The sequence below is a fragment of the Tabrizicola sp. genome, from assembly GCF_041911175.1.
Classification (GTDB): Bacteria; Pseudomonadota; Alphaproteobacteria; order Rhodobacterales; family Rhodobacteraceae; genus Tabrizicola.
Genome location: NZ_JAYRPN010000104.1, coordinates 1 through 5282, shown reverse-complemented (window position 1 = coordinate 5282; position 5282 = coordinate 1). Strand labels below are relative to the sequence as shown.

9 protein-coding genes are annotated in these 5282 nt (G+C 65.2%); all 9 read right to left on the bottom strand.

Annotated elements, in window-relative coordinates:
• Nucleotides 1-54: 54 nt before the first annotated feature.
• Entirely contained in the window at nt 55-234 is a 180-nt protein-coding gene (locus ACE3P6_RS14395) for a hypothetical protein (RefSeq protein WP_374396252.1), read from the bottom strand.
• A gap of 62 nt (nt 235-296) precedes the next feature.
• The gene (locus ACE3P6_RS14390) at nt 297-734 is read right to left on the bottom strand and encodes a hypothetical protein (RefSeq protein ID WP_374396250.1); all 438 of its coding nucleotides are present in this window, start codon (nt 732-734) and stop codon (nt 297-299) included.
• On the bottom strand, nt 734-1672 hold the full coding sequence (locus ACE3P6_RS14385) for a phage tail tube protein (protein WP_374396247.1): 939 nt from the start codon (nt 1670-1672) through the stop codon (nt 734-736). Before ACE3P6_RS14385 ends, ACE3P6_RS14390 begins: the two co-directional genes overlap by 1 nt.
• Before the next feature lie 22 nt (nt 1673-1694).
• Nucleotides 1695-2117, bottom strand: coding sequence for an acyl-CoA transferase (locus ACE3P6_RS14380; RefSeq protein ID WP_374396245.1), 423 nt, complete (start codon nt 2115-2117; stop codon nt 1695-1697).
• A 27-nt stretch (nt 2118-2144) separates the two neighbouring features.
• The gene (locus ACE3P6_RS14375; RefSeq protein WP_374396242.1) at nt 2145-2636 is read right to left on the bottom strand and encodes a hypothetical protein; all 492 of its coding nucleotides are present in this window, start codon (nt 2634-2636) and stop codon (nt 2145-2147) included.
• Between the two features lie 12 nt (nt 2637-2648).
• Nucleotides 2649-2936 carry a hypothetical protein gene (locus ACE3P6_RS14370; RefSeq protein WP_374396240.1) on the bottom strand — a complete coding sequence of 96 codons (288 nt, stop codon included), beginning with the start codon at nt 2934-2936 and terminating at the stop codon, nt 2649-2651.
• A 272-nt stretch (nt 2937-3208) separates the two neighbouring features.
• On the bottom strand, nt 3209-3829 hold the full coding sequence (locus tag ACE3P6_RS14365) for a DUF6441 family protein (protein ID WP_374396237.1): 621 nt from the start codon (nt 3827-3829) through the stop codon (nt 3209-3211).
• Nucleotides 3826-4140, bottom strand: a complete 315-nt coding sequence (locus ACE3P6_RS14360; RefSeq protein ID WP_374396235.1) for a hypothetical protein — start codon at nt 4138-4140, stop codon at nt 3826-3828. Before ACE3P6_RS14360 ends, ACE3P6_RS14365 begins: the two co-directional genes overlap by 4 nt.
• Before the next feature lie 11 nt (nt 4141-4151).
• Complete coding sequence (locus ACE3P6_RS14355; protein ID WP_374396232.1) at nt 4152-5177, bottom strand: major capsid protein; 1026 nt, start codon at nt 5175-5177, stop codon at nt 4152-4154.
• Nucleotides 5178-5282 lie beyond the last annotated feature (105 nt).

Genomic DNA, 5282 nt, shown 5'->3' with positions numbered 1-5282 from the left:
TCGATCCGATCGAACCTGAATCATGCGCGCGGCGCGCCGGTTGGTCTCATGGCGTCAGATCGGGGTCATCGCCGTTGAACGCTCGGCCATCTGCTCGTTCAGTTTGCGCACCATCACCGCCTCGATCTCGGGCAGCAGTTCGGCGGCGATCAGCTGGCTGACGCCCAGCGCCTGCGCCATGGCGAGGGCCGCGCCCATGTCCCAGCCGAGGACCGCGCCGGGGATCACGCGCAACTGGCCACCCAGACGGCCGACCAGATCCCAGACCTGCCAACCCTCGGGGGTCTGTGGGCGGTTCAGTCTGGCCGGGCAGTCGGGGCAGGAAGCTTGGCAGGCCGCGCAATAGCGTTCGCCCCCGCCGAAGGACCAGTCGGCGAGGGCGCGGAGGCGTTTTTTTCCGCGTCCAGGATCAGGCCCCGCGCGACGTATTGTGTCTGGAACGCCTCGAAAACCGGCCAGATTTCCAAGAGGGCGTCGATGCCCTCGGGCGTGACGGGTAAGATGTTGCCCGCATCGTCGCCCACGCCCGCCCAATCCAGTACCGCGCGTCGCGCCACCGCCTTGGCCATGGCAAGGGCCAGTGCCTCCTGGCTGGCACCTTCCGGCAGGGCTTCGATGGCCGGGTCGGCGCGGGCCGCGACCATCAGCGCGGTGGTCAGCGGCCCGACGAGCAGGCGCAGGCCGGGGGCGAGGTCCAGCCATTCGGGCGTGGCGGTCAGGTTCAGACGGATCATCAGTAAGCCTCGACATCATTGATCAGGGTTGCGGTGCACATGCGGGCGGGGGCGGTGGCCTTGGCGGCCTGCCAGTCGAAACTGGCCTGCACGCCCTGCGGCCCGGAAATCTCGATCCGGGGGCGCGGCAGGTAGACGGCATGGGCGGTGAAGGTGAAACTCTCGCCCGAGGGCAGGACATAGGCGAAGCCGATCTCGCAGGGATCTCCGTTGATCGCCTGGCTCACCAAGGTGCTGTCGGCGAACCGGACCTCGATCCGGCCGGTCAGGGCGGCGATGGACGGGTCGGCGCCGTCGATCTTGCCATCAGAGCGGATGGTCTCGATCCGGTCGAGATTGTTGGCATAGGTGATCTCGGCCGAGACCACGTTGCCCAGCGCCGCGCCATTGCGGCTGATCGCGCCGTTGAAATGGCCGAACCGCTTCAGGCCCAGTTCCGCAGGCGTGCCCGCGGCGGTCGCCGCGGCGATGGTCTCGCCCTGCGCCACCAGCCGGGCGGTGGCGGTCAGGAGGCCCGAGCGCTGCACCTGCCAGCTGAGCTGGTCCAGCACGCAGCCGGAATACATCGCGTAACGCGGCACTTCGGGCATGGCGGTCTCGATGGACATCGAGGGCAGGGTCCAGCCGCCCGAGCGGAATTCATGGGTCCAGGGCCCCGCGCCCGAGGTGATCGGATCGCCGAAGGCTGCCTTCAGCCAGAACCCGAAGGCCTCGGCGTCGATCGGCAGCATGACGTCGCCATCGGCGGTGACTGCATCCTTGATCGGGGCCAGGGGATCGCGGCCATAGCCCAGGAGTTCGCTGTTCAGGAGCGGCTGCTCCGATCCCAGCGAGGTGCTGGCAAAGGGCATCTTCGTGAATCCCCCGACCGGCGGGGTGCCATAAGTGGTCTCGAACGCAAGCGCCATCTGCGCCCGCGCGCCTTGCGCACGTGCCATGGGGGTCTCCTATGTGGGGGTGTCAGGCCAGGGGGCCGGTGGTGGTGTAGTGCAGGACGATGGTTATGATCGCCGCCTTCAATGCCGCCGCGCCTTCGATGGGCAGATCGACCGAGGCCGGGGCCTCGGGTTCGACCCAGTCGCAAAGGCCGCCGAGGGTGCGGTCGGTTTCGAGGGCCGCGCCGATGCTGGCGATCAAGTCGTCGAAGGCGCTGGCCCGACCGGTGCCTGCTTGGACCACTACTTCCAGTTCGGCGCGGTGCTGATAGTGATACCGCAAGGGCGACAGTGTCACTTCCGGCTCGCCCGGTTGGCCGTCGCGCAGGATGATCAATCCGGCAGGCGGGATCCGTTCGGGCAGGACCTCATCCCGCAGGGTGACGGCGGCAAGGGGTTGCAGCCGCGCATGCAGCGCGGCGAGGACGGTTTCGCGCGTGGTGGGCATCTGCGTTCACGAGGCTGAAAAATGCTGTTAGGCGCGGGCTTTTCTGGCTTCTTCTGCGATGATCCGCACGGTGCCCATCGGCATAAAGGCATAACCATGCGGATTGCCGTCATCCCTGAGCGGAACAAAGCCAACTTTTTCAGTGAAGAAGCGCCACCGCGTTGCGCACACGTCAGCATCCCCGCAGTTAAGGCTGTCGATTAGGACCCCCTTGCAGGCGCTTGCTCTTGGATCCTGAGCTATCCTGATCAAGGTGCGCAGCATGATTTCCATGCCCGACCCTTTCCCATGCTCGATATCGCGCGCGACGAAGTCGATGCGGACATAGGGCAGCAAAGCCTTGTCAGAACCGGCTTGCACATAACTGTATCGGCTGAAGGCAATGATCTGCGGTCCATCGGCTATGACCAGCGTGCGATTGCGATATTTCTTGGACTGCTTGCGTAAGTCGTCATCGCATACTGCGTTGCCGCTCGAGAACGCCTCGACGGCATGCTCAGTTGGATCTAGCGGTGCCAACAAGGTGCCACCTTAGACGCCAGCGGCCTTCCATGGGTTCGCTATCGCCGCCCATACATGCTCGGTGATGACGGTGCCGCGCGCGCAGATATCATCGATACGGGCGGCCTCCGCCTCCGTCAGGGCGATGACTTCGAGCTCTTCAATGGCATGATCAACCTTAGCGCGCCGACGGGTATGCTTCACCGCTACGGGGGCCTTCGCAGCAATCTTGGCCATGAACTTCCCGTCGCGAAACTTGCGTTTCACGAGGTGGCCCTCAGCGTGAGCCCCGGCGTTCATGGTCTTCTTGACTGCCATAACAGATTCCCTTCGTGTTCCAATCTAAGCACGGAACCCTTAATGGGCAACTATCAACACGGCTGGACAGCAGCTTTTGTTGAATTCCGTTGCTCCAAACGATCCTCAACAACAGTTCTCCATCTCATGCTTCGACCTTTGGAGTTCATCAGAAACACCGAAGCCTCCCAGTTTCCGTTTCGCGGACTGGCCTGCAGCGGATGACATTTTCCACACTGGATCGCTAGATACTCCCGTTCTCCGATGGGTTGTGCCTATCTGTCACCAGCCCTTCACTCCACCCACTTCGCTACGATCCGCCCCGGTAACCCATCCACCGCCCGCTCGGCATCCCGAGCCAGATCCAGCCGTTTGCGCAACCTGACCTGCGGCACCAGCAGGAAGATCGGCACGGTCGCCACGCCGCGCCCGGTTTTCGACTTCGATGCCACGGCCCGACCCTTGGAATTCAGCCTCCCCTCGGCCACCAGCAGACTTGGCCCCCGGCGGCGATAGACGAACCGCAGGCGCAAGCCGGTGCGGCGTTCCCATTCGGCAGGGGTGATCCGGCCACCCTTGGTGCTTTTCCCGGCGGCGGGGGTGGGGATGGCCAGCCAGAACCCATCTTTCGAGCGGATCAGCGGCCCGGTGTCGTGCGCGCCGATGATCACCGGGGCGTTGGACCAGACCAGCGCCGCCGCGTTCAGGCTGTCGCTGGCCTTCGGATATGTGGCCAGTCGGATGGAATTGCCGAGCCTTGTGCCCAGTCCCGCGCCGGTGATCTGCGCGCGCCAGGCGGATTTGAGGGAGGTGCCAGCCGCGCGCATCGCCGCCGATACCGCCTTTTCCCCCGCGGCAATTTCGGCCTGCATCAGCGCGACCAAGTCGGGATCGAACGCGATCTTCAATTTCATGATGGCCTCAAGTCCAGCGTCCAGACCAGGCGCTCGCGGTCACGCACCGGCTCGCCCTGGAGGACGAAACTGTCCGCGCCGATCACCAGCAGATCGCCCGGCCGGGGTTCTGGCAGGTCCGACAGGCGCACATCCACCATCGTGCTGTCGCTGACATAGCGCCCGGCCCCGAATTCGGTGATCCGGTCCGGGGCGCGGCGAATGACGCGGATCGGCCGTTCCTCCGATGTGGTGGCGGAGATCCACACCGCCGCCACCGCCATCGAAGGGTTGCCGAAGATGCGGCCGAGCGCCGCCTCGAACACCGACATCGGCCCAGCCGTCAGTTCGACGTGTGCAGGCGGATCGCAAGGCGCGGCCGCTTGTTCACCGGCAGGATCGAGGCCTCGGTCATCAGGTCGATCCAGCGGCCCTTCTCGTCGAGATGCTGGCGGGCATAGAGCGGCAGGCCGACGGTATTGGCGGCTTCCAAGAGGTTCGCCGGGCCGCCATAGGTGGTGAAGGTGTCGAAGGTGCCGATCGGGAAGGCCACCCCTTCGCCCGCGGGCAGGAAGCGTTCCGCCGTGCCGGTCGAAAGCGTGGCGCTGCCGGTATATTCCTCGAAGAGGATCCCTGCGAAGGGAAAGGCGCGCCGGACATCCTCGCGCAGCGGCTGGCCGCCGGTGGCCGAATAGAACTTGTAGGCGTCCTCGGTCTTGGGATGGCTGATCAGCTTGTCGAAGAATTCGGGGCTGACCAGCGCATGGGCGCGGATCATGCTTTCGCCGAGAAGATTGTCCTCGATGGCGCGCAGCACCTCGCGGACCTTGCCCTGCACATTGGTGCCCGCAGTGCCGAGGGTGAAGTCGACCGAGATCTGAGTGAGGCCGAATTCGGTGAAGTAGTTGTAGAGCGTGGTGCCCGCGCCGTCCTTCACGATGCCGCGCAGCGCGTTCATCTCCATGTATTCGCGGGTCTGGGCGTGCTTGCGGCGCATCAGCTGCAGCTTGCGGTTCATCACTTCGACCAGCGGATCGGCGGCATCCGACACGCCCAGCGCGGGTTGCCCCTGAATGTCGCCGGGCAGGATGACATCGTCATGCGGGATCCACGGCAGGGCAAAGCTGCGCATCGAGCGGCCCTCGCGGGTGCCGACGGTGGCCGGAGCGCCAAGGGGAACCGAGGGCAAGAGGCTCAGCACGCCCTGGAACTGTTCGATGACGATGCTGCGCTGGGTGACACCCTCGAAGCGGAACAGGCCGATCTGGCCGAGGCGGGTGTAGAGGTTGGGCAGGATGTTGATGGCCTGCGTCATCTCGGCCAGCGAATAGCCGCCGACGTCGAAGGGGTTGCGGATGATGGCGTTCATGGGGGGCTCCGGGGGTCTTGGGGGAAAAGGGCGAGGCGAGTTCGGCTGAACCGCGCTCGTCAGGGCGCGTGATCAGAAGTCGTCGCGGGTCAGGCGCCGTCGCGG

Bases quoted from the DNA above. Each gene is read 5' to 3' on its own strand.
- ACE3P6_RS14365 (WP_374396237.1), bottom strand. From the start codon at position 3,829: ATGAAATTGAAGATCGCGTTCGATCCCGACTTGGTCGCGCTGATGCAG.
- ACE3P6_RS14390 (WP_374396250.1), bottom strand. From the start codon at position 734: ATGATCCGTCTGAACCTGACCGCCACGCCCGAATGGCTGGACCTCGCC.
- ACE3P6_RS14380 (WP_374396245.1), bottom strand. From the start codon at position 2,117: ATGCCCACCACGCGCGAAACCGTCCTCGCCGCGCTGCATGCGCGGCTG.
- ACE3P6_RS14355 (WP_374396232.1), bottom strand. From the start codon at position 5,177: ATGAACGCCATCATCCGCAACCCCTTCGACGTCGGCGGCTATTCGCTG.
- ACE3P6_RS14370 (WP_374396240.1), bottom strand. From the start codon at position 2,936: ATGGCAGTCAAGAAGACCATGAACGCCGGGGCTCACGCTGAGGGCCAC.
- ACE3P6_RS14385 (WP_374396247.1), bottom strand. From the start codon at position 1,672: ATGGCACGTGCGCAAGGCGCGCGGGCGCAGATGGCGCTTGCGTTCGAG.
- ACE3P6_RS14360 (WP_374396235.1), bottom strand. From the start codon at position 4,140: ATGTCGGTGTTCGAGGCGGCGCTCGGCCGCATCTTCGGCAACCCTTCG.